At 43.8% G+C, this 25,844-nt stretch carries 22 protein-coding genes; 17 read left to right on the top strand and 5 right to left on the bottom strand.

Annotated features, from left to right (window positions below; genetic code table 11):
• Positions 1-221 precede the first annotated feature (221 nt).
• Both B3G15_RS05910 and B3G15_RS05905 read right to left on the bottom strand, forming a co-directional pair.
• Complete coding sequence (locus tag B3G15_RS05910) at positions 222-1,037, bottom strand: HNH endonuclease (protein ID WP_064300561.1); 816 nt, start codon at positions 1,035-1,037, stop codon at positions 222-224.
• Between the two features lie 19 nt (positions 1,038-1,056).
• On the bottom strand, positions 1,057-4,269 hold the full coding sequence (locus tag B3G15_RS05905; RefSeq protein WP_064300562.1) for a DEAD/DEAH box helicase: 3,213 nt from the start codon (positions 4,267-4,269) through the stop codon (positions 1,057-1,059).
• Between the two features lie 60 nt (positions 4,270-4,329).
• Between B3G15_RS05905 and B3G15_RS05900 the strand changes: the two genes are divergently transcribed.
• Positions 4,330-5,487 (top strand): sigma-70 family RNA polymerase sigma factor, encoded by a 1,158-nt coding sequence (locus B3G15_RS05900; protein WP_064300563.1) that lies wholly within the window; start codon positions 4,330-4,332, stop codon positions 5,485-5,487.
• A gap of 185 nt (positions 5,488-5,672) precedes the next feature.
• Here B3G15_RS05900 and B3G15_RS05895 read toward each other — a convergent pair whose 3' ends face one another.
• Positions 5,673-6,101, bottom strand: a complete 429-nt coding sequence (locus B3G15_RS05895; protein WP_064300564.1) for a VOC family protein — start codon at positions 6,099-6,101, stop codon at positions 5,673-5,675.
• A 221-nt stretch (positions 6,102-6,322) separates the two neighbouring features.
• Here B3G15_RS05895 and B3G15_RS05890 point away from each other — a divergent pair, with 221 nt between their 5' ends.
• The 11 genes from B3G15_RS05890 (at position 6,323) to B3G15_RS05840 (ending at position 17,429) form a co-directional block, all read left to right on the top strand.
• Positions 6,323-7,336 (top strand): LacI family DNA-binding transcriptional regulator, encoded by a 1,014-nt coding sequence (locus B3G15_RS05890; protein ID WP_023466908.1) that lies wholly within the window; start codon positions 6,323-6,325, stop codon positions 7,334-7,336.
• Positions 7,337-7,540: 204 nt separating this feature from the next.
• Positions 7,541-8,848, top strand: coding sequence for an ABC transporter substrate-binding protein (locus B3G15_RS05885; RefSeq protein ID WP_290717011.1), 1,308 nt, complete (start codon positions 7,541-7,543; stop codon positions 8,846-8,848).
• A 60-nt stretch (positions 8,849-8,908) separates the two neighbouring features.
• On the top strand, positions 8,909-9,805 hold the full coding sequence (locus B3G15_RS05880) for a carbohydrate ABC transporter permease (protein WP_023466912.1): 897 nt from the start codon (positions 8,909-8,911) through the stop codon (positions 9,803-9,805).
• 3 nt (positions 9,806-9,808) lie between these two features.
• On the top strand, positions 9,809-10,732 hold the full coding sequence (locus B3G15_RS05875; RefSeq protein ID WP_290717009.1) for a carbohydrate ABC transporter permease: 924 nt from the start codon (positions 9,809-9,811) through the stop codon (positions 10,730-10,732).
• A 23-nt stretch (positions 10,733-10,755) separates the two neighbouring features.
• Positions 10,756-12,102 (top strand): GH1 family beta-glucosidase, encoded by a 1,347-nt coding sequence (locus B3G15_RS05870; RefSeq protein WP_290717007.1) that lies wholly within the window; start codon positions 10,756-10,758, stop codon positions 12,100-12,102.
• A 61-nt stretch (positions 12,103-12,163) separates the two neighbouring features.
• A complete protein-coding gene (locus B3G15_RS05865; RefSeq protein WP_290717005.1) occupies positions 12,164-14,521 on the top strand; it encodes a carbohydrate binding domain-containing protein in 2,358 nt (785 codons plus the stop codon).
• Positions 14,522-14,898: 377 nt separating this feature from the next.
• A complete protein-coding gene (locus B3G15_RS05860; RefSeq protein ID WP_290717003.1) occupies positions 14,899-15,372 on the top strand; it encodes a hypothetical protein in 474 nt (157 codons plus the stop codon).
• Positions 15,373-15,390: 18 nt separating this feature from the next.
• A complete protein-coding gene (locus B3G15_RS05855) occupies positions 15,391-15,552 on the top strand; it encodes a hypothetical protein (protein ID WP_290717001.1) in 162 nt (53 codons plus the stop codon).
• 109 nt (positions 15,553-15,661) lie between these two features.
• Entirely contained in the window at positions 15,662-16,180 is a 519-nt protein-coding gene (locus B3G15_RS05850; protein ID WP_050678915.1) for an RNA polymerase sigma factor, read from the top strand.
• The gene (locus B3G15_RS05845; RefSeq protein WP_290716994.1) at positions 16,164-17,018 is read left to right on the top strand and encodes an RsiV family protein; all 855 of its coding nucleotides are present in this window, start codon (positions 16,164-16,166) and stop codon (positions 17,016-17,018) included. The genes B3G15_RS05850 and B3G15_RS05845 overlap by 17 nt, the downstream gene beginning before the upstream one ends.
• A gap of 114 nt (positions 17,019-17,132) precedes the next feature.
• Positions 17,133-17,429 carry an excalibur calcium-binding domain-containing protein gene (locus B3G15_RS05840; RefSeq protein WP_290716992.1) on the top strand — a complete coding sequence of 99 codons (297 nt, stop codon included), beginning with the start codon at positions 17,133-17,135 and terminating at the stop codon, positions 17,427-17,429.
• 38 nt (positions 17,430-17,467) lie between these two features.
• On the opposite strand, the gene B3G15_RS05835 is transcribed toward B3G15_RS05840, so the two are convergent.
• Entirely contained in the window at positions 17,468-17,791 is a 324-nt protein-coding gene (locus tag B3G15_RS05835) for a thioredoxin family protein (RefSeq protein WP_023466923.1), read from the bottom strand.
• A 299-nt stretch (positions 17,792-18,090) separates the two neighbouring features.
• On the opposite strand from B3G15_RS05835, the gene B3G15_RS05830 reads away from it, so the two are divergent.
• On the top strand, positions 18,091-18,960 hold the full coding sequence (locus B3G15_RS05830) for a cation diffusion facilitator family transporter (protein ID WP_290716987.1): 870 nt from the start codon (positions 18,091-18,093) through the stop codon (positions 18,958-18,960).
• Positions 18,961-19,217: 257 nt separating this feature from the next.
• On the opposite strand, the gene B3G15_RS05825 is transcribed toward B3G15_RS05830, so the two are convergent.
• Positions 19,218-19,559, bottom strand: a complete 342-nt coding sequence (locus tag B3G15_RS05825) for an ASCH domain-containing protein (RefSeq protein ID WP_290716985.1) — start codon at positions 19,557-19,559, stop codon at positions 19,218-19,220.
• Positions 19,560-19,716: 157 nt separating this feature from the next.
• On the opposite strand from B3G15_RS05825, the gene B3G15_RS05820 reads away from it, so the two are divergent.
• From B3G15_RS05820 to B3G15_RS05805, 4 genes are all read left to right on the top strand, one after another.
• Positions 19,717-20,202, top strand: coding sequence for a MarR family winged helix-turn-helix transcriptional regulator (locus B3G15_RS05820; protein WP_029343299.1), 486 nt, complete (start codon positions 19,717-19,719; stop codon positions 20,200-20,202).
• Positions 20,195-21,919, top strand: a complete 1,725-nt coding sequence (locus tag B3G15_RS05815; protein WP_290716980.1) for an ABC transporter ATP-binding protein — start codon at positions 20,195-20,197, stop codon at positions 21,917-21,919. Before B3G15_RS05820 ends, B3G15_RS05815 begins: the two co-directional genes overlap by 8 nt.
• The gene (locus tag B3G15_RS05810; RefSeq protein ID WP_290716977.1) at positions 21,916-23,772 is read left to right on the top strand and encodes an ABC transporter ATP-binding protein; all 1,857 of its coding nucleotides are present in this window, start codon (positions 21,916-21,918) and stop codon (positions 23,770-23,772) included. The genes B3G15_RS05815 and B3G15_RS05810 overlap by 4 nt, the downstream gene beginning before the upstream one ends.
• Before the next feature lie 215 nt (positions 23,773-23,987).
• The gene (locus tag B3G15_RS05805) at positions 23,988-25,784 is read left to right on the top strand and encodes a mechanosensitive ion channel (protein ID WP_290716974.1); all 1,797 of its coding nucleotides are present in this window, start codon (positions 23,988-23,990) and stop codon (positions 25,782-25,784) included.
• Positions 25,785-25,844: the final 60 nt, after the last annotated feature.

Below are 25,844 nucleotides of genomic sequence, written 5' to 3'. Positions count from 1 at the left end.
GAAGACTTTTTTGTTAGTTCATGCTAAATAGGTCGATGACATGTTGTCTTTGCAATTGATCATGTAGGAATTGATTACGATACGAACGGAGACATGTATAACAGCTTGTTTTCATAAACCAGTTAGTATTTCACATTTTTTTGTGCAGTTAATGTTTAAATCTGTTTTAAAATACTAATAGACTAAGAATTTTAGATTTTTAACTGATATTTCCAATGAATTTATTTTTTGAAAATATAACATTGATGCCATAATAAATACTTTTTGTTTTCTTCGAAAAAATCAAGTTTCATATCTGAAGCAACTTGATACACTTGAGGACTTGAAGATAATAATACTTCTGACATTAAAATTTGCCCCTCTTGATCAAAGCTAATTAGTCCTTTATCAAAAAGCGCATCATGATGAGCACATAATAATAGTCCGTTATAGGGGTCGAGGCGCTCATGTTGATTAGAGTCTTTCCATGGCTTGGCATGAGATGCTCTAAGTAATTCTGGTAAGTTAATATGACAAATAGCACATTTTCCTTCCCATAGATTTACTAATCTTTCTTTGTATAAATGTTGTCCTCTTCTCATTAAAATTTCTAATTGAACTTCAGTATGTCTTATTTCATCTTCATCAATTACTTCTGCGTTATATTTAAAAATCTTAGATAATAAATACATGCTTAAGTCATCACTACAGGGATATAAAAATCCATCGTTTTCAACACTATTTATTTGAAATGGAGAATATTCGTGAGGCAACAATTCCTTAATAATAGACCAGTTACTTCTAATATGAAGTGGATTCTTTAACCGTGTAAAATCAATTCTTGCTAAAAAATTATGATTTTCATTTATAATCGTTGAATGTGTGATTTTACTTACTCCATCAATCAATCCATGATTGTAATGAAATACAAAATCATTTTCTTTTAAATTTACCATTCTAGAATAATAATGAGGTACATTTCCTAAAGTATCCTTAGTAGGGCATTCAAGAATATTCTGATCTTGAGAAGCATTATTCATGACAATATAAAAACTCATAAAATATCTCTCCTTAAGATCATTTAGTTCTAGCTGCTGAGATAACCTGTTCAGGAATTTTCCCTAAAAAATAGTCTTCAATTACATCCCAAAAAACTTCAGTAGTCATCTTATTTTCAAAAATATATTTCAACATTTCATTTGAAAGTTTATGACGATAATGTACATCGTTTAAGATTTTATTTTGATACTTACTAGGATTCTTAATTAGACTTTCTAATTGTAGAGTAGAGTTAATTCGTATATAAATTTCTGGAGTATTTCCTCCTTGAATTTGATAATTGATTAGACCAAATCCTTCGAGTAATCCGAATGTTAAAGTAGAGCGGTTAATGGCATCTCTAACGCTTTTAGAGAGATAAACGTTATAACTAGAATCGGGTTGTTTATCAGTCCATTTAGAATCGAAGTAAATATTTGCTTGTTGAAGTACAAACTTAAAAAAATCTTCATAAGATGGAGTAATTCTATAACTTTTATTTTCATTTACATGAATTACGGACCTAGAATTAGTATTTAATCTAAGAGAAGTATAGCGAATCATGGATTGTAAAATAATTTGAGAAAGATTTGAAGCATTATATTTATCTAATTTTAATTCTTTTTCCAGATAGATTGCTAAATCTTCGTTTTTAAAGAATGAGCGAGTTAATGCATAGTTACTAAAAAAACTGCTTACGGTCTGTAATCTTTGAGAGAAAAAAGTTAGAGAATGTTCTAGAGAGTTTTTCGACTGAAAATTAACGATAAATGTAGAGTCAATTTCATCTAAAAAATTTAAATTTATTGTATGATCTCGATCATGAAATTTACGCTTAAAATTAGGGAAAGAAAGGTTACGATATTTCTTCTCCCAGATTTTCTTGAGATCAATTTCATAAATTTTATTATAGTGATCATGATCGATCGTTTTGATATATTTTACATATTCTTTATTCTGAACTTGGTGCAATAATTTCTCGCCTTTTGCTGTAACTTTAAAATATTCTCTAGAAAATAACCCTCTAGGTCTAGCAACAAATGGTGCAAATCCAATTCTATTAATAAAATCTTTTTCAATTAGTAGTAACGAGGTTTTTAATTTTCCTTCAACATCAGTATCTTCATTTCCGTTGTTTGATGTGAAGATATGTGAAAAGTCTTCTACGCTAACTAAAAGATTTCTAGACTTTTTTTTCTCTTTATAAATTTTATAAATTTTTTCGGATACTTGTTGTAATTGAGTTTTTCTGATAGTCGACATTCCGTGTAAACGTTTGATATGTGAAAAGTCATTTTTCAAAAAATCAAAATATGCCTGTCCATTAAGTTGTTCATCACGTGCGGCACGTCCAATTTCTTGTACGTAGTCACATACATTTCCGGTCGGTGCGTAATGATATACTATGTCAATGTCAGGTAAGTCTATTCCCATTCCATATGCCTTTGTAGCAAACATAATTTTAGAATCGCCACGAGAAAATCTGTAATGATTTTCTTCTTTGTGTGCTTTTTGAAGACTGCCATAATAAGTTACAATTTGTTTTGATAATCTTGGGTGTTGTTCTTCGATATAAGTTTGTAGCTGATTTATTAAAGGTATCGTAGGGAAGTATACAAGTACTTTCTTTTCGTTTTTTATAAAACTTTTTAAGCGCAAGGATGCAAAATCAAATTTTGCTATTCTATATTCATTTGTACTTAGCTCTTTAGGATGACTATCAATTTTCATTTCTATATCATTACGTTTTATTTGACCTAAATAAAATTTTGGATTAAGTAATCCTAAACTATCACGTGTTTCTTTATACATATCTTCTTCTCCACCATAAATTGCAGTTGCTGTGAAAGTAGCGATAGGAAATTTCATTTCTTTACGAAGTTTTTGCAGATAGGGTCCTAAGTACCAATAATCAGCTCTAAAAGCTTTTCCCCATGTGGTCACAATATGAGCTTCATCTACAATAAATAAACCAACTTTAGTTTCTTCACCAATTAATAATTTTATATCGGCTCTATTCAACAATGTTTCTGGTGAAATATACAAAATAGCTATTTCTTTTTTGTGAATCCTCCTTTGAATCTCTTCTTTTTCCATTGGTGTAATATTTGAATTGATTGTCGCTACATTATTAATACCACGAGCTTGTAAGTTTTTTACTTGATCATTCATTAGACCTATTAATGGAGAAATAACAATAGTTAGTAGTTGATGGTTTTTATGCATTAAAAACGAAGGGAGTTGAAACATTACAGATTTACCGGCTCCTGTCGAAGAGGTGATAAAAATATCTCTAAATGGTTTTTCTTGTTGAGCATTTTCGATCTCTTCTACAATGTCATGAATAATTTGTGATTGTTTAACATCAATTAATTCTTTAGAGTTATCAGGATCTTTATACATTTTTAAACTTCTAAATGAGCTAAATCCCCAATATTCATCAAGAATTTTTAGATATTTTGATTCATCTATATTTGTTAAGTCTAAAGATTTTTTTGTGAAAAAAATTTTAATATTGGAATTTAAATGTACTAGAGTAGATAGACGTTGTAAGTATTCATTAATAAGGATTTCGCTGTCATTTGAATGAACAATATTTACTAATTGTTTATGAGTAGAATTTATTAATTTATTCATAAGTATAAGAAAACTATTTTGATTTTCTTGAATTTCGAATGTCAAATCGTAAGCTTGAACTTCGCTACTTTTCAAATTCAAAAGGCTTACATTAGTAAAATAAGGATTAAGATTAGATAAGATTTCTTCATCAAAAGAGTAAGTTCCATATAACTGTGAATCTACGTAAACAATATTTCCATAGAATTTATTAATATTCTCAAAGTTAGAAGATTTAATTTCTTGATCATCATCTTCATAATCTCTCAATACTTGATCAAAGTTATCAAATGAATAAAAAATGGGAAATAAAGAATGGTAAAGATTATTATATAAAAATTGAATATCGAAATAGTTTACAAATTGATTTTCAATATAAAACTGGTATTCTTCAGCAGTACACCAATAAAATAAACGTTCATCAGTCATTTTTGGGAAAATATGTGAAATAACCTCTGGGTTATGATTAAATTCTTCGATTTTTTGAGGAAACTTGTCTTGCAATAATTTATAATCACTAACCTCTATTAATTGTTCAGGACTAAAACCTAAAAAAACAAATAACTTTTTTGATTTGGTGACATTATCTATATGTCTTTCTAAGTTTTCTCTTGTAATTTTTTCTTTAAATTTCATAAAAAATCCTCCTTTTTGATATGATAATAATATCAGAATTTTAAAAGAGGTGTTCCTTTTATGGTAAACAATTATAAGTTTAAAAAATTCTTGAAAACCAAATTTCCAAATAATTCTGTCGTTATTGATTTTTCAAAACTAAAAGAGGATTTGAGAGAGACATTTGGTGTTTTTGGTTCTTTAAATGATCAAGAATTAGTTAGATACTTATCAATAAACGGCTATAAAAATATAAATTTCAAACAAGAATTAATTGAAGTAAAGGCAAGTAATAGTGATAACAAAGAAAATTTAAATATTAAAAATGAGAATGATGAAGATATCGGTAGTGAATTAAATTTAGAAGCTTTTTTTACAAATATTTTTGATTCAGAAAAAATTATTATCGAAGAAACTTCATATAAAGATAACAGTAATTTATTTAAACTTTATGATGAGAAAAAAAATGATGAAGTTCAACTATTAAGAATAAAAGAAAAGTTAATCGAAAATAATCAGGCTTTAGTAAAGAAACTTGCTCAACATTATAGTACTAGAGGAAAGTCATTAACTATCGATGACTTAACTAGTGTTGGTAATATAGGATTAATGAAAGCAATAGATAGATTTGATTTGAAGCATGAAGCTCAATTCTCTACTTATGCTAGCTATTGGATCACTCAACAAATTACTAGAACAATTATTAATGAAGGATATACGGTTAGAATTCCTGTTCATGCAATGGAAAAAGTCTTTAAAATGCGGAAAATCGAAAAAGAATTAGATTTTGAAAATATAAAAAAAGCAGTTGATATAGTATGCGAAAAAATGGATATAGATAAAAAGGGATATTATGATTTAAAAGAAATAGAACATAAGTTTTTACATGACGTATCATTAAATGCTTTTATTAATACGGAGACGGGAACCTCAGAAATAATAGACTTTATAACAAATATTGATGCAGATTATATGGATAACATACTAACTGTAGAAGAAACTATAATAAATAACGAAATAAAAGATATTATTCTTGATGAAATTGATATGCTTCCTTCTAGAGAAAGAGAAGTAATCAAACTAAGGTTTGGAATAAATGATGGCAAAACTAGAACTTTAGAGGAGATAGGTCACATATTTGGTGTTACTCGTGAACGTATTAGACAGATAGAGAATAAGACTTTAAAAAAACTAAAAGATAATAAAGCTTTAAATGCACTATATAACTTTGACGCTTGATCGACATACATAGTGTATAAATATGTGTATAGATCATAAGAGAAAAATTGATTATCCAGAAGAAACGGATTCTTTAAAAAACTAATAGAATGTTGAATTAAACTTTAAATTATCATTGTAAAATGCCCCTACTCCTGTGTAATGCAGAATAGGGGCATTATTCATGTCAAAATGTATAGCATGAATTACACCGACACTTCACTCACTACATGATTGACTTGCCACTGCACACCAAACGTATCTTCGACGATTCCGTATGCTTCACTCCAGAATGTCTTTTGGATCGGCATGATGACGTTACCGTCTTTTGCGAGTTGATCAAATGTCTTCTGTAACACATCCACGTCAGATAAGTGGAGCGCCAAGGTAACATTCTGACCGATCGTGACCGGATCATGTGGCATTGCGTCTGAGAACATTAAGCGGGTACCATGAACGATCAGTTCAGCATGTAGAACAAGCGACTGCATCTCTTCTGGGTAGGGCTGACCGTCAGGACCGGGACCTGGTCCGAACTCCATGATGTCCGGTAGTTCTTGACCGAAAACGTGTGCATAGAACGTGATTGCCTCGCGCGTGTTGCCGTTGAAGACAAGATACGGATTGATTGGCATGGGAAAGCTCCTCTCTAAAAAAGGCGAAGTGTGTTTTTTTAAGTATACCAAACATTTGTTCGTATTAAAAGAAAAATCGATTTCTTTTTGTATTGAATCCAGTATAAATGATAACGTTTTCAATTTATCTGATTTTTCATTAAAAAATAGGTTGCAACTTCCAGAGAGACTTCGTATACTAAATTTATCGAAAGCGCTTTCGGTGAAATGGAGTGAGTAGCATGGGAACAATTTATGATTTAGCGAAGATGACCGGTTTTTCGATTACAACGGTCTCAAAAGCCTTAAATAATTATTCGGATGTCAGCGAAAAGACGAAAGCAAAAATCGTCCAAGCAGCAGCCGAGATGGGATACTTACCGAACGCGCACGCCCAGTCGCTCTCGACGAAACGTTCGTGGACGATCGGTGTCATGTTCTCGGAAGCACATGGCGTCGGAATGATGCATCCGTTCTTCAACGCGATCATTGAGAGTTTCCGAAAAGCAACAGAACAACAAGGGTATGACCTCATCTTCGCATCGCGGAACTTACGCAATCGCGATATGAGTTACCTCGAGCATTTCCGACACCGGGCAGTCGACGGCATCGTCGTCATCTGCTCCGATCAGATGGACCAGCACGTCCAGGAGTTGATTCAAAGTACGATTCCAATCGTCGTCGTCGACATGGATAGTGCCGATTGTAGTGTCGTCTACTCGGATAACATTACCGGGGGCACACTTGCCATCAATCATTTGCACGAACTCGGTCATCGTCTGATCGCCCACATTGCAGGGGATACAACGACAGATGCCGGAAGAGCGCGGATTGAAGGCTATCAGCAAGCAATGGAACAACTTGATTTGCCGATTCCAGACGGCTATCTCGTCAATGGCGGATTCTTTTCCGGAGAAGAAGGCAAGCGGGCAATGAACGAGTTGCTAGCACTACCTGATCGACCGACAGCCGTCTTTGTTGCTGGGGATGAAATGGCAATCGGTGCGATTGAGGCGATTCATGAAGCCGGTTTACGGATTCCAGAAGACATCTCAGTCGTTGGGTACGATGATATTTACATGGCGCAGTACATCACACCGAAGTTGACGACGGTCCGACAAGATACGGAAACGATCGGTCAGCACGCAGCATCAGTCTTGATTGAACAGATCGTCAACAAAAAACGGGTCACGACACGCGATGTCATCCCGGTCAATTTGATGGTTCGTCAATCGACAGGTCCAGTACCTGAATAACACAATGGTTGTTTCGGAATCGCTCTCGCTCGTTGTCAGTGAGGAAAAGCGAGAGCGATTTCGAAATCATTTTTTATCACTTTTTCCGAAAGGGCTTTCGGGAATTTTCTTTAAAGCCTTTTCGAAAGCGCTTTCGATATTTTTGAATAACAAATTGAAACCGCTTACCTATAAGCGGAATACTTAATAAAAGGATGAGATGAGATGAAGAAACAGTTAGTTAGCGTGTTAACAGTCGGTGCGTTAACAGCAAGCGTCCTTGCTGGATGTACAGGAAGCAGCGAAGAAAAAACGAGCGGCGGGAAAGAAGTCTTGAAAATCTGGTCGTTCACGGATGAGTTAAAAGAACCTATCAAAAAGTTCGAAGAGAAAAACGGAGTCAAAGTCGAATTGACGATCGTGCCGATCGCCGATTACCCGACGAAATTGAAACCAGCACTTGAGAGTGGTGTCGGAGCACCGGATATCTTCACAGGTGAGATTGCGTTCCTCAAGCAGTGGGTCGATGCGGGGTACTGGGCGAACCTCTCTGAAAAACCATTCAACGCAGGCGAAGTCAAAGATGACTACATCCCGTACGTCTATGACATGGGGAAAGATAAGGACGGTAACGTGCGTGCGCTGTCATGGCAAACGACACCAGGTGGCGTCTACTACAAACGAAGCATCGCGAAAAAAGTTCTCGGTACAGACGATCCAAAAGAAATCGGCGGCATGATGGACTCGATGGACGGCGTCTTCGAAGTCGCTGAAAAAATGAAGAGTAAAGGCTACAAGATGTTCCCGGATGAAGGATCGATCCGTTGGTTCGCACAAGGGAATGATCCACAACCTTGGGTCAACGATAAGCAAGAACTCGTCTTGACACAAGACAAGAAAGATTACATGGATTACGCAAAAGAACTTCGGACAAAACAATATACAGCCCTTGCGCCAGAATGGTCACCATCATGGTTCGCAGGCATGGATAAACCGGTCAAAGTCAAAGAAAACGGTAAAGAGACTGAAACAGAAGTCTTCTCTTACGTTCTCCCGACATGGGGTCTTCACAGTGTCCTCAAAGAAAACGCGAAAAAATCAGCGGGTGACTGGGCGGTCACAAGCGGACCGAGCCCATACTTCTGGGGCGGTACGTGGTTAGGTGTCTACAAAGATTCGAAGAAACAAAAGCTTGCCTATGATTTCGTCAAGATGATGACACAAGACGAAGCGTTCCTAACGGATTGGGCAAAAGAAACAGGTGACGTGTTAGCGTACAAACCAGTCACAGACAAAATCAAGACCGACTTCAAAGATGAGTTCCTCGGCGGACAGAACAACTATGAGTTCTTCCTTGACCAAGCAGACAAGATCACACCAGGGATCGTCACGAAGTATGACCAACAGCTCGATACATTGTATGGTGCATCGGTCATGGAATACGTCCAAGGTAAAAAATCAAAAGACGAAGCACTTGCTGAATTCTACAAAAAAGTCAAAAACGCGTATCCGGACGTAAAAGTACCGGAATAAGGAGAGTAGGTGGGGCGATCCTCGCCTCACCTCTTCTTGTTTAAGAAAGGGGTTTGACCTGTGAAAAAACTCGATCGCCATGGGTATCTGTTCATCGCACCGTTTTGGATCGTCTTCTTGATCTTCAGCATCTATCCGGTTGCCTTGACTTTCTATTACAGCTTCACGAACTACACGGGCGCTGAAGGCGAACAACTCGTCGGACTCGCGAACTATACGCGGTTACTCGGGGATACGTACTTCATCGAAGCGTTCTTTAACACTCTGAAGATTTGGGGTCTGAACTTCATCCTTCAGATCGGTGGTGCCTTATTGCTCGCCTTGTTGTTCTCGGATCTCCAATTGAAATTAAAAGGGCTTGCCTTCTTCCGGGCGACGTTCTACTTACCGAACTTGATCACGATCAGCTCGGTCGCCTTATTGTTCGGTATCTTGCTCGACTGGCAGCATGGTTCACTGAACATGATGTTGATGAAAATCGGAATCATCTCGGAGCCAATCAACTGGTTGACGCAACCGGTGACGGCACAAATCTCCGTCTCGCTCATCCTGACATGGATGTGGCTCGGGCACTCGTTCATCGTTGTCATGGCGGGCGTATCCGGGATCTCGAAGGACTACTTCGAAGCAGCCTTGATTGATGGAGCGACACGTTGGCAAATCTTCTCCCGCATCACGTTGCCACTCTTAAAACCGATTTTGCTCTACATCATGATCACGTCCTTGATCGGTGGTCTGCAATTGTTCGACCTGCCGATGTTGATCACGGATGGGGTCGGTGCGCCAGATGGTGCCTTGAACACGATGGTGCTTTATCTCTATAACCAAGCTTTCAAATACAACAACTATGGCTACGCCGCTGCTGTCGCATACGGACTGTTTGCCATCACGCTCGTCTTTTCAATCATCGTCTTCAAAGGGATGTTCCGAAAAGAACGTTCACCGAAAGGAGCCTGACCGATGGAACGAAATGCAGAAGCACGTCGGATCGTGCCACAAACGGAGGAACAACCGGAGCGTTCCGAACGCCCGCTCAAGTTGACGCCACCGCCGAAACAAAAGAAAGCCTGGTTCGGCAAAAGTGTCATCTATATTGGTCTCGTCGTCTTAACGATCGCCTGTATCATCCCGTTTTTGATGATGATCATCAACGCGACGCGCTCGAACGAAGAAGTCTTGTCCGGATTCTCGTTGATTCCAGGGAATTCGCTCGTCGAGAACTACGCGGCACTCAGCGCTTACGTCAACATCTGGTCCGGTTTCAAGAACAGCTTGATCATCGCTGTCCTCGTCACCGTCTTATCAGGGTATTTCTCGGCGTTGACAGCATTCGGATTTGCCTTCTATCAGTTCAAAGGGAAGAACGCGATGTTCGTCTTCATGCTCGTCATGATGATGGTTCCGGGTCAACTCGGTTTGATCGGGTTCTACGAATTAAGTAAGAACTTAGGAATTCTCGATAGCTATATCCCATTGATCGTTCCAGCGATCGCAAGTCCATTCACGGTCTTCTTCGTCCGGCAGTACGTCCAGACCGTCCTGCATCCAAGTTTGATTGAGGCAGCACGGATGGACGGGGCGAGTGAGTTCCGGATTTTCCATACGATCGCTTTGCCGATGATGTTGCCGGCGATCGCGACGATGTCGATCTTTACGTTCATCGGTTCATGGAACAACTACATCATGCCGCTCGTCTTACTCTTCTCTCCAGAGAAGTATACGCTCCCGGTCTTGATGGGCTTCTTGAAAGGATCACAAGTCGCAGAGAACTTAGGCTCGCTCTATCTCGGGATCGCGATTTCCGTCGTACCGATCATGATCGCCTTCTTGTTCCTCTCGAAATATATCGTCAGCAGTATCTCGGCAGGTGCCGTTAAAGAATAAGTAGCTTAAAGGAGATTACACATATGAAATTTGCACCGAACTTCGTATTCGGAACGGCGACGTCGTCGTATCAAATCGAAGGCGCCCACAACGAAGGCGGACGTACGCCTTCGATCTGGGATGCCTTCTGTGAAGAGGACGGAAAAGTTTTCGAAAAACATAACGGTGATGTCGCTTGTGACCATTATCACCGTTATGAAGAAGACATTCAGCACATTAAACGTCTCGGCGTCGACACGTACCGCTTCTCGATTGCCTGGCCACGCATCTTCCCGCAAAAAGGGGTCTACAATCCGGAAGGCATGGCGTTCTATAAGAAACTCGCGACACGTCTGCGGGCTGAAGGCATCAAGCCAGCCGTGACGCTGTACCACTGGGACTTACCACTTTGGGCACATGAAGAAGGCGGCTGGGTCAACCGAGCATCGGTCGACTGGTTCCTTGACTTCGCTCGTGCTTGTTTTGCGGAGCTCGACGGGATCGTCGACTCGTGGATCACACATAATGAACCATGGTGTGCCGGGTTCCTTAGCTACCATCTCGGACAACATGCACCGGGTCATACGGATATGAACGAAGCCGTTCGTGCCGTGCACCACTTGTTGTTATCACACGGAAAAGCAGTCGGAATGTTGAAGGGTGAGTTCAAATCGGTCACACCGATCGGTATCACGTTGAACTTGGCACCGAAGTATGCGAAGACGGATTCCGTCAACGATCAGCTAGCCATGAACAATGCAGACGGATATGCGAATCGGTGGTTCCTCGATCCAGTCTTCAAAGGTCAGTATCCGGTTGACATGATGAACCTGTTCTCGAAATACGTCCATTCGTACGCGTTCATCGAGGAAGGCGACATGGAGACAATCTCCGTTCCATGTGATTTCTTCGGGATCAACTTCTACAGCCGCAACCTCGTCGAGTTCAGTGCTGCGAACGACTTCCTGCAGAAGGATGCGTACTCGGATTATGACAAGACAGGTATGGGCTGGGATATCGCCCCGAGCGAATTCAAGGACTTGATTCGTCGTTTGCGTGCCGAGTATACGGATTTACCAATCTACATCACGGAAAACGGTGCGGCATTCGACGATGAATTAGTCGATGGTCGCGTCGCTGATCAGAACCGGATTGATTACGTCGCACAACACCTCCAAGCCGTGTCTGATTTAAACGAAGAAGGGATGAACATCCAAGGCTATTATCTTTGGTCACTGCTCGACAACTTCGAGTGGAGCTTCGGCTACGATAAGCGCTTCGGGATTCTCTATGTCGATTTCGAGACACAAGAACGGATTTGGAAAGACAGTGCCCACTGGTATGCGGGCGTCATCGAGCAACATAAGGCAACGATTCCGCAAGAAGCGTGACAAAGGAGGCAAGGTCGAACATTCGTCCTTGCCTCTTTTTGACTAAGAGGAGGAAACAGACATGAAGACATGGGTAGCACTGGCGGTCGGGACCGGTTTATTGCTGAGCGGTCAAGCGGTCGACGCAAAGGCAGACAAAAAAGAGACGAAGTGGAAGCTCGTCTGGTCGGATGAGTTTCAGGCAAAACAACTCGACCGGACGAAATGGACGTATGATACGGGGAACTGGATCAAGGATGCGAACGGACAACCGGTCTCACCGGGTTGGGGCAACAATGAAAAACAATACTACACGACGAAGCAGGACAACTCGTTTATTCGCAACGGGAAACTCGTCATCAAGGCGAAGCAGGAAAAGACGACGGATGATCTCGGTACATACGATTACACGTCAGCGAAGCTGAAGACGAAAGGATTATTCAGTAAGACGTACGGGCGTTATGAGATCAAAGCGAAGCTCCCGACCGGAAAAGGGCTCTGGCCTGCGTTCTGGATGTTACCGGAGCAAGATAAGTACGGGGCGTGGGCAGCGTCCGGTGAGATTGACGTCATGGAAGCTTGGGGCAGTCAACCGGACAAGGTCGCTGGAACGATTCACTACGGAGAAAACTGGCCGAACAATAAGTATACGGGGAAAGACTACCACTTCCCAGACGGACAACGCATCGACCAATGGCATACGTACGCAGTCGAATGGGAGCCGGGTGAGCTCCGTTGGTACGTTGACGGCAACCTCTATCAAACACAAAACGATTGGTACAGCAAAGGCTTGAACGCAGCAACGAACTATAGTTATCCGGCACCATTCGACCAAAACTTCTATCTCGTCATGAACCTCGCGGTCGGCGGTTGGTTCGATGGAGAGGTCGATGCGACGACGAAGTTCCCAGCCGAGATGGAAGTCGACTACGTCCGGGTCTATGATTTAAAAAACCGAGCGTACCGTGAACCGGTCGAACCGACCTACGAAAACGTGACGTTACCGGACGGAGCCAAGCAACCGATTGAGGGGAACCTCGTCTATGATGCAGCATTTGAAAAACCGGTCACGATGATCACCGGGAATCAGTCGTTTGATCCACTGTACTGGAACTACGTCACGCTCCCGGACTTCGGTGGCAAAGGAAGTCTTGCGATCATTGAAAAAGAGGGGCAACGGATGGCGGACGTCACGATTGATCAGCCTGGTTCACAGACGTATTCTCACCAACTGATTCAAAACGTATCCCTTGCGCAAGGTGGACGTTACCAAGTTAGCTTTGACGCGAGCAGCACAGCAGACCGAAAGATGATGGTCAAAGTTGGCGGTGGAGCAGAGCGTGGTTACACGAAATATTCCAATGAACAGTCGATTGCTCTGACACCAAGCGTCAAACGGCATACGTTCACGTTTGATATGGCAGCAGAGACGGATCTCGCGGCACGTCTTGAGTTCAACCTCGGACTTGAGAAAGCCAACGTTCAGATCGGGAACGTCCGTGTCGAGCAGATTCCACGCGGTGTCATCGATGAAGATGCAACAAAACCGGCACTCCCGGACGGGAACCTCGTCTATAACGGGACGTTCGATCAAGGGGCGATGGATCGTTTGACGTATTGGCATTTCGACGGTAGCAAACGGACGACGGGATCTGTTGATCCCGAGTCACGTCATTTCCGTTATGAAGGACATGGACAAAAAACGACGGCGCGCTTAACACAAAAGGGACTTCAACTGGAAGCCGGGCATGCGTATCAACTGCGGTTCACGGCAGGTGCGAAAAAAGCGAAGTCACTTCAGGTGAAAATCACTGGGGCACAGGATCAATGGAAACAGACGACTGTACCGTTGACGAAACAAGCAACGACTGTCGACATTCCGTTCACAGCTACACAAACGGCAGACGACAATCAGCTTGTGTTTGACTTCAGTGGACAAGCTGGGAAAATCTCGCTCGATGATGTGGAGTTGATCGATGTCACACCGGTTCCGGTTGATCCGTCACCACTGAAGAACGGTTCGTTCGTAAACGGATTAACGTCGTGGTCGTCATACGTCCACTATGATGCGCAAGCCGCTATCGAAGCTGTCAATGAAGCAGCACGCATCCAAATCGGAGCGGAAGGACAAGAACCATGGAGTGTCTTGCTCGAGCAAGGAAACTTGTCACTCGCAAAAGGTAAAACATATGAGTTGAGCTTCACAGCATCGTCGACTGTACCGCGTCCGATCGAAGTAACGATCGAAAATTCTTCGTACACGCGTTACTTCAGCCAAGTCGAGCCAATCACGACGACACCGAAAACGTACAGCTATACCTTTACGATGGGACAAGCTGATACAGGGGCGTTGAAGTTCTTGATGGGACGCGCGGAAGGTTCGCCGTTCGCCGCCCATGATGTGACGATTGATGATGTGAATCTTAAAGTGAAGGAATGACCGAAACAAGGGTTTGACTCAAAAAAGAATGACTCATCTTTGCACGCCCTTTCCTCAGGCGAGACACAAGCCAGTTTTCCTGCTTCATCCAAGCAGGAAAGCGGGTCTTGTTTGTCTCTGACAGCGCAAAAATGCGCTTCTTCCTGTAGGAGTGGCGTGCAACGCGTCATTCTTTTTTACGAGATAAGGGTGGCAGATGCTCGTTCTGCCACCCTTATCTTTTGTATAGACTGATTGATGAGTTAGCTCTTGTTGTTGTGTCATCAGCTTAAACAAAAAAGCTGAACTATTTTTCATGATGGAAAAGGAATAAAACCCATCATATGGAATATACAACGTAGAAGTGACATCTATTCGTTTTCAGAGGAGGAAACGTCATGCGTCAGAGGTACATACCGTATCGGCTCATCTTCATCGTAGGTTTACTTGGCATGATCGGCATCAACGGATGGTCCGCCATGCTCCATCCGGACGGCACGATTAACGGCTGGCAAAGCATCGCCTCCGTCGTCTGGCTTGTTGCTCTAGTTGCGTCGCTATTTTATGTCAAGGAAGATAAAGCGCTTCGACTTATAGTCTGGTATATCCGGATTGGTCTCGTTGCGGCGTTATTCATTTATGGTGTTTCGTTACTCGAAGGCGCATTTTCTGAAACGATTTGGTTTGATGCATTGGCGAGTGTTCAGTTCGTGTTCTATTTTCTCTTCGTTGTCCCATTGTTTGGATTAAATGCCTGGACCGATGTACTGTTTGGTGAGTTTTCGTTATACATGAGTGTCTTGTACGGTATCGCCTTGATTACGCTCCACGTAAAGGTTTGGAATGATACATCACGGCATTTGCATTATTAAGTAGAAAAGGTGAATGGTATGTTGAGTCCCGTGAATGAGCGCGAAGAACGGACGGGGAAACGTGAACGCCGAAAACAACGAAAGATCGATGTGGGATGCGTCACGATTGTCGGCATTCCATTACTGTTCATCGTTCCGTGTCTATTGATTATCCTTATCTTAATGAAGTCTGCTCCATGAAAAGGTGACCTTGCGTCACCTTTTTTTGTTGTGTCGTCAACTTTTTTCTCGACTCGCCCGTCTTAATGATGTATACACAGAACGATATCGAAAAAAGGAGCCGCGGCCTATGACCTCTCGTCAAATGAGAAAACGGGAAAAAGCATTCGTCCGTTTTTTAAAGCAATACAAACCGAATCTCTACTGGTTAGCCTACAGTTATATGAAAAATGAACAGGATAGCCTGGATGTCATTCAGGACAGCATCCAAAAAGCGTTACAGTCGCTCGATCGACTCGAGGATGAGGAACGGATGAAAGCCTGGTTCTATCAGATTTTGACACGAACAGCGATTGATGCAATCCGGAAGCGTCAGCATAGTATCAGTTACGACACGGATCGACTGATCGAACTCGTCGCGACAAAAGAAGATACATACCCGGATTCCGATTTACGACAGGCGCTCGAGGAGCTACCGGTCATGTACCGGGAAGTCGTCATCTTACACTATTTCGAGGACTTGATCTTAAAAGACGTCGCGACGATTTTAGAGCTGAATTTAAGTACGACCAAGTCCCGGCTGTATAAAGGGTTGACCTTACTGAAAATGAAATTGAATGGAGATGATTTAGATGTCGAACAAACTTGATGATCTGAAACAGGCATACCAACAACCACCGGTTCCAAAAGAACTCGATGAAATGATTGCCCGAGTCGAGCACCGGACGCGTCCTTCGCGGACGAAGCGATCCGTGTTGATTACAGCTGCCGCCATCACGTTATTCGTTGGCGGATTAAATAGTAATGCGTCGTTTGCGGACGCGATGGCGAAGGTGCCGGTCTTTGGTCAACTGACTGAGATCGTGACGATCGACTGGAAAGAGACGAAGACACAACAGTCGGCTGATATCAAAGCCCCTCAAGTGACGTTACCGGACAAAGCACTCGAGCAACAACTAAACGAAAAGTATATTGCGGAAGGACAAGCACTCTACGAAAAGTTCAAACAGGAGACGAACGGACAGGAAGGGGTATTTGCCGTCGATAGCCGCTATGACGTTAAGACGGATACGGACGACTTGTTGTCGATCGGGCGGACTGTCACCGAAACACGGGCAAGTGCATCGGAAAGCGCCCAGTACGATACAATCGACAAAAAACAACAGCTGGTCCTGACGTTACCATCCTTGTTCAAGGATGACGGATACATCACGACGATCAGTGATTATCTAAAAGAAGAGATGCGTCGTCAAATGAAAGCCGATGAAGGAAAGGTCTACTTCGTCGAAGGAATATCAGATGTGCCAGAGAACGAACAGTTCAAGCACATTTCAGCGAAGCAAAACTTTTATATTACGGCAGACCACAAATTAGTCCTGTCGTTTGATGAATACAGCATCGCTCCAGGATATATGGGCATCGTCGAGTTTAAGATCCCGACGTCGATCTTAAAAGACGATCTCGTCAGTTCGACCTATATTCGTTGATTGTCAGATTTTAAAAAACATTGATGTAAAAATGAAAAAAGGAAACAATTTCTAAAAATGACCTCTTATAATCAAAAGACGAATCGTTGTTTTTTGAAAAAAGGAGGAAGCCTTATGAAAAAATGGAGTCGGCTCGTACTCGCAGGTGTCGTCAGTCTCGCCTTGATCCATATTCCAGCAGCCAGTGAAGCGGCGACGAAAGCAAAAGCCTTTAAGAACTGTACGGAAATGCAGAAGACGTACAAAGGCGGCGTCGCGAAAAAAGCGGGTCTAAAGAATCGGACCGGGTATGACAAGAACGGAAAACCGATCTACAAAGCAACAAAGTACAAAGCATACGTGAGTCTTGCGACGTATAACTTAAACACGAAGAGCGACCGGGATAAAGACGGCATCGCGTGTGAACGTTAAAAAAATAACCTGACGCTGCGGCGTCAGGTTATTTTTGCTTAGTTGAAGTTTTGCTTTAAGAATGCTGTAACTTCTTCTGGTGTTTTGGCATTTGCACTGTGCAAGTGCGCTAATTTTTCATTGTTTTTGAAGACGAGCAAGCTTGGGATCCCCATGACATCGTGGTTCGATGCGATTTCAGGGAACTCATCCTTGTCGATCGTGTGGATTGGTAAGTGGTCGAATTGTGACTCGACGTCCGGCATGAAGTAATCCATGCGTTTGCAGTCCGGGCACCAGTCTGCTTCGAACTTGATGATGACCGGTGCATCACTTGAAATCAATTCCTTGAATGTTTCTTCACTCTTAATGAATTCTGCCATTGTGAGAACTCCTCCTCTTGGTGTTGTACCTTTAGTCTACCGATTCCCTTCAGAACTTGCACGAATTATGTTCGTCGAAGAGTCTGACAAGTCAAAAAAGTTGGTTGCTCTTTAAGGTGATGTTGCTGATTTTCTTCAAAAACGCCACATGGCTCTATCGAACCTGTTTTGGTGTAGGAAAACATTATTGCGCCTTTGTTAATTACCTAGTTCGAAACAAAATGATTTCTCTAGACCCACTCGATTTCCGACTGGTACGATGAGGTTTGCTAATCGCAGAGAAAGTGGGGGCGACGAGAATGGAACAACAAAAATACGATAATCTAAAACGCGGCGAACGCGGTGCGATGATCAGTATCGCAGCCTATATCTTGTTATCATCTTTAAAATTAATCATTGGGTATACAGCAGATTCTGCCGCACTCCGGGCGGACGGTTTGAACAACGTGACTGACATCATCGCGTCGATCGCTGTCTTGATCGGTTTACGGATCTCGCAACGTCCGGCAGATGACGATCACAAGTACGGACACTGGAAAAGTGAGACGATTGCCTCGCTCGTAGCTTCCTTCATCATGATGGCAGTCGGTCTTCAAGTCTTGATCGATACGATTTCGACGTTGTTCGAAGGCAAACAGGAATCGCCTGATGTTCTCGCAGCATACGTCGGAATCGGTTCAGCCCTCGTGATGTACTTCGTCTACCGCTACAATAAGAAGTTATCCGAGGAGATTGAAAGCAAAGCCGTCATGGCAGCAGCGAAAGATAATCTATCCGATGCGTGGGTCAGTGTCGGAACGACGATCGGGATCGTCGGATCACAGTTCGGCATGCCATGGCTCGATGTCGTGACCGCGATCATCGTCGGCTTCTTGATCTGTAAGACGGCGTGGGACATCTTTACGGAAGCGTCACACGAACTGACGGATGGCTTCGATGAGAAGAAGCTGAAGATGTACGAAGATGTCATCTTCGATCTCGAAGGTGTCAAAGGCATCAAGTCAATCAAAGGACGTAACTACGGCAACAATGAAGTCGTCGATGTCGTCATCCTCGTCAACTCCACATTGAATATCCATCAGGCACACGATATCGCGACACGTGTCGAGGATACGCTGACAGAAGAATATGGTGTCTACGATATCCATGTTCACGTCGAACCGGAATGAATCGAAAAAAGGGCTGACTCAAAAGTCAGTTTCTACAAAAATAAGGGTGGCAGAATGAAAATCTGCCACTCTTATCTCGTAACAAAAAGAATGACGCGTTTCACGCAACTCCTACAGGAACAAGCGCATTGATGCGCTGTCAGAGACGAACAAGACCCGCTTTCCTGCTTGATTGAAGCAGGAAAACTGGCTTGTGTCTCGCCTGAGGAAAGGGCGTGAAAAGACGCGTCATTCTTTTTTTGAGTCATCCTCTTTTTTTATGGTTCTAATGCGATCGTCAGAGCCAGTGCCCCGTACTGTTGCTCGGCTTCCGGTGAATAGATTGCATAGGTTGACGTCACGAGTTCGTCGAGCGACCAACCAACACAGTCGATAGCTTCATTTGGGATGTTTTCATAAAGCGCTCGGAAATCAGGAAAGACTTGTCGTTTTGTTACACGGACCAGTAGTGTCTCGCTCGTTTCAGTATGCGTGAACCGAATCTGATCACCGACTTTTACCTGTTGTCGTTTTAAATCATTTAGTCGAATCTCGACGGTCTTTCGTCCTTGTTCAATCGAACGAAACGGTTCATCAAATAATCCCATTTCATGTCTCATCTATGCTCACTCCTTGTGTTCCTTGAGCATAGCAAAAACTATGTGATTTTTCACATTGCCTTTTCGTTGACAATCAAAAATAATCGGCGTAATTTAATTCATATAAGTAATTGTTCCTTTTGGAACGATTTGAAATGGAACAAGGAGGCGAAACAAGATGGATCAAACGGAAACGACCCGTTCGACAGCGATGATGCAGTCGTTTTGGAATGTCCAGCGCCATCTGGTCCGAGCAGCGCATCAGACGGCACAGGAAAACGGACTCAGTTTACCGCAATTTCATAGCTTGATGACGATTGCACCGCGTGGACCGATCTCGCAAAAAGAGCTCGCCGCACATACGCACTTACCGAAAAGTACGCTCAGTCAGTCGATTGAAGGTCTCGTCCAATCGGGCTGGGTCATTCGGGAGACGAATCCCGACAATCGACGGGAAGTCGTCTTAAAGCTTAGTGATCAAGGTCAGCAATTCGTCACTGACATCAAGGAACAAGAGAAGGGGATGCAACGTCAACTGGAGCAAGTGCTTGCGACGATTGACCCGGACGTATTCGAACAGATGCTTGAAACACACGCAGTGATTGCTGAGGGAATCGGTCAGATTTTACGTCCAGATCTGAAAGGAGGATGTTCGGATGATTAAGTTACTCAAACGGTTGACGGTCTATAAATGGGCGGTCTTTGCTGTGCTTATCCTTGTATTTGCACAATCGATGTCCGATTTGTATTTACCGACACTGATGGCGGATATCATCGATAAAGGCGTCGTTACCGGCGATACCGCGTATATCTGGAAAATTGGTGCCGTCATGCTAGGGATTACCGGTATCGGAGCGTTAGCTGCAGTTGCCGCCAGTTATTATTCATCGAAGGCGTCGATGGGGCTCGGACGGGATATCCGTCGCCAAGTCTTTAACCATGTCGAACGTTTCTCCCTGCAAGAGTTCGACCAGGTCGGAACGGCGTCACTGATTACGCGGACGACGAACGACATCACACAAGTCCAACAAGTCGTCATCATGATGTTGCGGATGGTCGTCAGTGCGCCGATCATGTTCATCGGTGGATTGATCATGGCCGTCTCAAAAGATGCCAAACTATCGCTCGTCATCGTCGCGGCGATGCCGGTCCTTGTTATTTCGATCCTGTTGATTCTGTGGAAAGGGGTTCCGTTGTTTGGGAAGGTTCAAAAACGACTCGATCGTCTGAACCTCGTCCTGCGGGAGAACTTGACCGGGATCCGTGTCATCCGTGCCTTTAACCGGGAACGTGATGAACAAGTACGATTGACAAAAGCGAATGCGGATTTGACAGAAGTCTCGATCAAGGTCAATAAAATCATGGCGTTCTTGATGCCAGTGATGATGCTCGTCATGAACTTGACGGTCGTCGGTGTCATTTGGTTCGGGGGCATTCGGATCGATAATGGCGGCATGCAAATCGGGGATTTGATGGCATTCATCCAGTACGTCATGCAAATCATGTTTGCGCTCGTCATGGCGTCGGTCATGTTCGTCATGATTCCGCGGGCAGCTGTCTCGGCGAAACGGATCAATGAAGTTCTCGAGATGACACCAACGATGACAGATGAGGGGACACAAACCGCTGACCGTGAAAAAGGAACGCTCGTCTTTGATCGTGTCACGTTCCGTTACCCAGGTGCTGAGACACCTGTCTTATCCGATATCAGTTTTGCGGCACGACCAGGTGAAGTGACGGCAGTGATCGGCGGAACGGGTTCCGGTAAATCAACACTCGTCAATTTGATTCCTCGTTTTTATGACGTGACGGAAGGGAGTATCCGCGTCAACGGTGTCGATAGCCAGGATGTCCCGCAAGAGGAACTGCGGTCGAAAATCGGCTTCATTCCCCAAAAGGCGTTATTGTTCACGGGTACGATCGCTGAAAACATTCGTTTCGGGAAAGAGGACGCGACAGACGAAGAAGTCGCGCATGCGGCGCAAATCGCACAAGCGACCGATTTCATCGAACGGATGCCGGACGGTTACGAAGCACGGATCGAACAAGGTGGATCGAACGTCTCCGGTGGGCAAAAACAACGGTTGTCGATTGCGCGAGCACTCGTTCGTCGACCAGATTTATATGTCTTTGATGACAGTTTTTCAGCGCTCGACTTTAAAACTGATGCGGCACTTCGGAAAGCCTTACGGGAAGAAACACGCGAGGCAACCGTCTTGATCGTCGCTCAGCGTGTCAGCACCGTCATCGATGCCGATCAAATCATCGTCCTGGATGAAGGGAAAGTCGCTGGAATCGGAACGCATGATGAATTGTTTGCTGACAATGCCGTTTATCAGGAAATCGTTAAGTCACAACTATCAGAGGAGGAAATCGCATGAGTGAGAAAAAACGACCTGCCGGCGGTCCTCCGCCTGGTGGTCCCGGTGGCGGAAATATGATGATGCTCGGAGAAAAACCAAAGGATTTCAAAGCAACGTTCCGTCGTCTGCTTCGGTATCTGCGTCCGCGTCGGATGGCGCTCGTTGGTGTTTTCCTTGCAGCCATCCTCAGTACGGTCTTCATGATTGCCGGTCCGAAAATCATGGGGACGGCAATCACGGAATTGTTTGAAGGGGCGTATGCGAAGTTCCAAGGTGTGCCGGGAGCAGCGATCGATTTCACGAAAATCGGACAGATCCTGCTCTGGCTTGCTGGACTGTATATCATCAGTAGTCTGTTCAATTACTTGCAACAGTATTTGATGTCAGGTATCGCTCAAAAAACAGTCTACGATTTACGCGAAGACGTCAATCATAAACTCGAACGCCTGCCATTGAAATATTACGATGGTCGTCCGAACGGGGAGACACTCAGCCGTGTGACGAACGATATCGATACGATTGGGAGTACGTTACAACAAAGTGTGACATCGTTCATCACCTCAATCGTGACAATCGTCGGGATTCTGATCATGATGTTGACGATCAGTCCGCTGTTAACACTGATTTCGCTCGTTTCGTTGCCGGTTTCGATCTTTGCGATCCGACCGATTTTGAAACGTTCTCAAAAGTACTTTGCTGACCAACAACGGATACTTGGTCAATTGAACGGACATGTCGAAGAGATGTATACCGGACACTCAGTCGTCAAGGCATTCGGACATGAACGTAAAGCGGTCGAGCAGTTCGATGCCGTCAACGAAGAGTTGTATGAAGCAGGACGTAAAGCACAGTTCATCTCCGGGATCATCATGCCGATGATGATGTTCATCGGAAATATCAGTTACGTCCTGATCAGTATCGTCGGCGGGATTCTCGTTACGCAACGGGCGATCTCGATCGGGGATATCCAAGCGTTCATCACCTATACACGCCAGTTCACGCAACCGATCACACAGACGGCGAACATCGCGAACATCGTTCAATCGACGGTCGCAGCAGCAGAACGTGTCTTTGAATTACTAGACGAAGAAGAAGAAATCAAGGAAGTGACGACACATCGTCTCGCGCAGGCTGAAGGAGCGGTCGCGTTCGAACACGTTGATTTTGGTTACGGAACCGATCTCTTGATCAAGGATATGAACATCGATGTCGCACCGGGACAAACGGTCGCGATCGTTGGACCAACCGGTGCTGGTAAGACGACGATGATCAATCTATTGATGCGCTTTTATGAGTTGAACGGGGGGACGATCCGGATTGACGGCATCGATACCCGCGAGATGTCACGCGAAGACTTACGGACGACGTTCGGGATGGTCTTACAAGATACGTGGCTTTTCAACGGTACGATCCGAGATAATCTTGCTTACGGTAAGAGTGGAGCGACCGAGGAGGAAATCATCGCCGCAGCCAAAACAGCGCACGCTGATCACTTCATCCGGACGTTGCCGGACGGGTATGATACGGTCTTGAACGAGGAAGCCTCGAACATCTCGCAAGGTCAGAAACAGTTGTTGACAATCGCGCGGGCCGTTCTTGCCGATCCGCCGATCATGATTCTCGATGAAGCGACCTCTAGTGTAGATACACGGACGGAAGTCTTCATCCAGCAAGCGATGCGTCGCTTGATGGAAGGGCGGACGAGCTTCGTCATTGCCCATCGTCTGTCGACGATCAAGGATGCCGATCTGATTCTCGTCATGAATCAAGGAAGTGTCATCGAACAGGGCACACATGAAGAATTACTCGAGGCAGACGGGTTTTATGCAGATCTATACAACAGTCAGTTCTCTGAAAAAGAAGTCGTTTGATATAAGGCAGTGTCGTCATTTAGACGATACTGCTTTTTTCCGAAATGATTGTTGTAGCAGTGTATCCTCACATATAGCAAACATCCCATTTTTTGTATTGAAAACAAAAAACGCCACATTCTGGTACGGACACGGGTTTAATAAATCCTTTAGCTGGGGAAATTAAAGAAGTGTCAGAAATATATAATTTTATTTAGGTGAAGGAGTGTGGCAGGATGAATAACATTTGGAACGGAACGTCGTTGAACTTGAACGGCATTCTCGGATCACTCGGCAACTTGCTTGGAGCGATCATCGTCTTTTTAATTGGATGGCTCATTGCCAAGCTGATCGCGAACGGAGTTCAAAAAGCGTTAGAGAAGTCTGGGGTCGTCAACAAGTTGTCACCTCAAAAAGAGGGTACGCCACCAAAGAAGAAAAAGTGGACACCTGAAAAAATCATCGGAACCGTCGTCTTTTGGGTGCTCATGGTCTTCGTTCTTATCTTGGTCTTCAACATCCTTGATCTGAACATCATTGCTGGACCACTTGCGGATACGATGAGTACATTACTCGCGGCAATCCCGAATATCTTGAAAGCAGCCCTCATCCTCCTCTTGGCGTACGTCATTGCGGTCGTTCTCCGCATGATCATCGTCAAAGCAGGTACGAAGCTGATGGCGAACGACAAAGTACGTTCGAACAAGATGCTTCAAGGTCAGACAGATCTTTCAGCTTATCCAAAAATCGCAGGGGAGATCGTCTTCTACCTCGTCTTGCTTCTGTTCCTACCGGGTGTACTCGGTGCGTTGAACATTGAGAGTGTCTCACAACCGTTCAGCCAATTGTTATCGTCATTCCTTGGATTCATTCCACGCTTGATTGCTGCGGCAGCCATCTTCTTCGTCGGCTTCCTCGTAGCGAAAATCGTCCGCGATATCGTGACGAATTTCCTTCATGCTGTTGGAACGGATAAATTTGCAGCTCGCTTCAACCTTGGATCAACGGATCAAAAAGATGCGAAATCACTTTCGTCGATTCTCGGAACAGTCGTCTTCATCTTGATTCTGATTCCAATCACGATTTCAGCACTTGATCAATTGAACATTAAAGGAATCACAGGACCAGCGATCAACATGTTGAACGATGTCCTTGGTATGATTCCGAACATCATCGTTGGTGTCGTTCTAATTCTTGTCGGTCTTTATGTCGGACGTTTCATCAAGAAATTCGTTACGGATCTCTTATCACGTCTTGGATTCAACAACCTGACACGTCACTTGAAGATCGGTTCATGGGATGCGAACCAAGCTTCTACATCACCAGCTTCAATCGTAGGTGCACTCGTTGAGATCGTCATCGTCGTTCTCTTCGTCGTCGAAGCATTCAACTTGATTGGTCTTAACTTCATGGTCGACCTCGGTCGTGCCGTCCTTGCGTTCTTACCGAGCGTCTTGACAGCGATCATCATTCTCGCAATCGGGATCATCGTCAGCAACCTCGTCAAACGTACGATGGACAGCTTGTTCGGCAACTCTGAACTAAAAGTCCTCTCAAGCGTTGCGAAGTATGCGATTCTTGCACTTGCTGTCTTCATGGCACTTGATCAATTGGGTGTTGCTGATACGATTGTCAACTCAGCCTTCATCTTGATCCTTGGAGCACTTGCGCTTGCTTTCGGTCTTGCCTTTGGTCTTGGTGGACGTGACAATGCATCGCGTTACCTCGATCGTCTGCAAAAGAAAGCAGAGAACACGGAAGTCGACACATCGAACCTTCCAAGTAAGTCAGCATCGACTTCTTCATCACCGAGCTTAAAAGATGCAGCAAAAGGTGCAGCTTCACAAGCAGCAGATGATGTCACACCAGATCGTGCACCACGTTCAGCGCGCTCTTCTTCAACAGATGAGACGACACATGGTACACCAAAAGGTGCATTGCCAGAAAACGATTTAGCACAGCAAGATGATTATCCAATCGATCCAGATGATCATAAAGGTCCTAACCTCGATCATCCAAACGATCGTCCGTAATACGAGTACATCCTTTCCTCTCATTTTGAGGAAAGGGTGTTTTTGCGTTGACGCATCAAA

Source organism: Exiguobacterium sp. UBA1053 (assembly GCF_002316465.1).
GTDB lineage: Bacteria > Bacillota > Bacilli > Exiguobacteriales > Exiguobacteriaceae > Exiguobacterium_A > Exiguobacterium_A abrahamii.
Note: the sequence above shows the minus strand (reverse complement) of the source record. Positions and strands in the feature narration are given on the sequence as shown.

Bases quoted from the DNA above. Each gene is read 5' to 3' on its own strand.
- B3G15_RS05910 (WP_064300561.1), bottom strand. From the start codon at position 1,037: ATGAGTTTTTATATTGTCATGAATAATGCTTCTCAAGATCAGAATATT.
- B3G15_RS05905 (WP_064300562.1), bottom strand. From the start codon at position 4,269: ATGAAATTTAAAGAAAAAATTACAAGAGAAAACTTAGAAAGACATATA.
- B3G15_RS05900 (WP_064300563.1), top strand. From the start codon at position 4,330: ATGGTAAACAATTATAAGTTTAAAAAATTCTTGAAAACCAAATTTCCA.
- B3G15_RS05895 (WP_064300564.1), bottom strand. From the start codon at position 6,101: ATGCCAATCAATCCGTATCTTGTCTTCAACGGCAACACGCGCGAGGCA.
- B3G15_RS05890 (WP_023466908.1), top strand. From the start codon at position 6,323: ATGGGAACAATTTATGATTTAGCGAAGATGACCGGTTTTTCGATTACA.
- B3G15_RS05885 (WP_290717011.1), top strand. From the start codon at position 7,541: ATGAAGAAACAGTTAGTTAGCGTGTTAACAGTCGGTGCGTTAACAGCA.
- B3G15_RS05875 (WP_290717009.1), top strand. From the start codon at position 9,809: ATGGAACGAAATGCAGAAGCACGTCGGATCGTGCCACAAACGGAGGAA.
- B3G15_RS05870 (WP_290717007.1), top strand. From the start codon at position 10,756: ATGAAATTTGCACCGAACTTCGTATTCGGAACGGCGACGTCGTCGTAT.
- B3G15_RS05865 (WP_290717005.1), top strand. From the start codon at position 12,164: ATGAAGACATGGGTAGCACTGGCGGTCGGGACCGGTTTATTGCTGAGC.
- B3G15_RS05860 (WP_290717003.1), top strand. From the start codon at position 14,899: ATGCGTCAGAGGTACATACCGTATCGGCTCATCTTCATCGTAGGTTTA.
- B3G15_RS05855 (WP_290717001.1), top strand. From the start codon at position 15,391: ATGTTGAGTCCCGTGAATGAGCGCGAAGAACGGACGGGGAAACGTGAA.
- B3G15_RS05850 (WP_050678915.1), top strand. From the start codon at position 15,662: ATGACCTCTCGTCAAATGAGAAAACGGGAAAAAGCATTCGTCCGTTTT.
- B3G15_RS05845 (WP_290716994.1), top strand. From the start codon at position 16,164: ATGTCGAACAAACTTGATGATCTGAAACAGGCATACCAACAACCACCG.
- B3G15_RS05840 (WP_290716992.1), top strand. From the start codon at position 17,133: ATGAAAAAATGGAGTCGGCTCGTACTCGCAGGTGTCGTCAGTCTCGCC.
- B3G15_RS05835 (WP_023466923.1), bottom strand. From the start codon at position 17,791: ATGGCAGAATTCATTAAGAGTGAAGAAACATTCAAGGAATTGATTTCA.
- B3G15_RS05830 (WP_290716987.1), top strand. From the start codon at position 18,091: ATGGAACAACAAAAATACGATAATCTAAAACGCGGCGAACGCGGTGCG.
- B3G15_RS05825 (WP_290716985.1), bottom strand. From the start codon at position 19,559: ATGAGACATGAAATGGGATTATTTGATGAACCGTTTCGTTCGATTGAA.
- B3G15_RS05820 (WP_029343299.1), top strand. From the start codon at position 19,717: ATGGATCAAACGGAAACGACCCGTTCGACAGCGATGATGCAGTCGTTT.
- B3G15_RS05815 (WP_290716980.1), top strand. From the start codon at position 20,195: ATGATTAAGTTACTCAAACGGTTGACGGTCTATAAATGGGCGGTCTTT.
- B3G15_RS05810 (WP_290716977.1), top strand. From the start codon at position 21,916: ATGAGTGAGAAAAAACGACCTGCCGGCGGTCCTCCGCCTGGTGGTCCC.
- B3G15_RS05805 (WP_290716974.1), top strand. From the start codon at position 23,988: ATGAATAACATTTGGAACGGAACGTCGTTGAACTTGAACGGCATTCTC.